The sequence below is a fragment of the Staphylococcus simiae genome (assembly GCF_002902085.1).
Lineage (GTDB): Bacteria > Bacillota > Bacilli > Staphylococcales > Staphylococcaceae > Staphylococcus > Staphylococcus simiae.
In genome coordinates, this window is record NZ_PPQR01000087.1 from 1 (window position 1) to 272 (window position 272).

Below are 272 nucleotides of genomic sequence, written 5' to 3' on the forward strand. Positions count from 1 at the left end.
CTAAATAAATTTTCTAAACCAGGAAATGTCTGATGTAGTAATTCAACAATTTCATTCTTAAGTCGATTCTGTTCATTTTCAATTTCTAAATGAAAACGCACACGTTCTCTTAACTCAAAGAATATTGAATCATGATTATGGTTAGACAAACTATCTGTTTGTTTAAGCGTAGACGCTAAATGAGCGAGTTTGTGAGCATCAGCCTGATCAGTTTTCCATGATCTTAAAGAACTCGTTCTAAATTTAGCTTCTAACGGATTCATTTCAATAAA

At 31.6% G+C, this 272-nt stretch carries 1 protein-coding gene; it reads right to left on the minus strand.

The features are described from left to right. Positions 1-272: IS110 family transposase (locus CD113_RS10250; protein WP_142380905.1), on the minus strand; the 272-nt coding region annotated here is incomplete at both ends.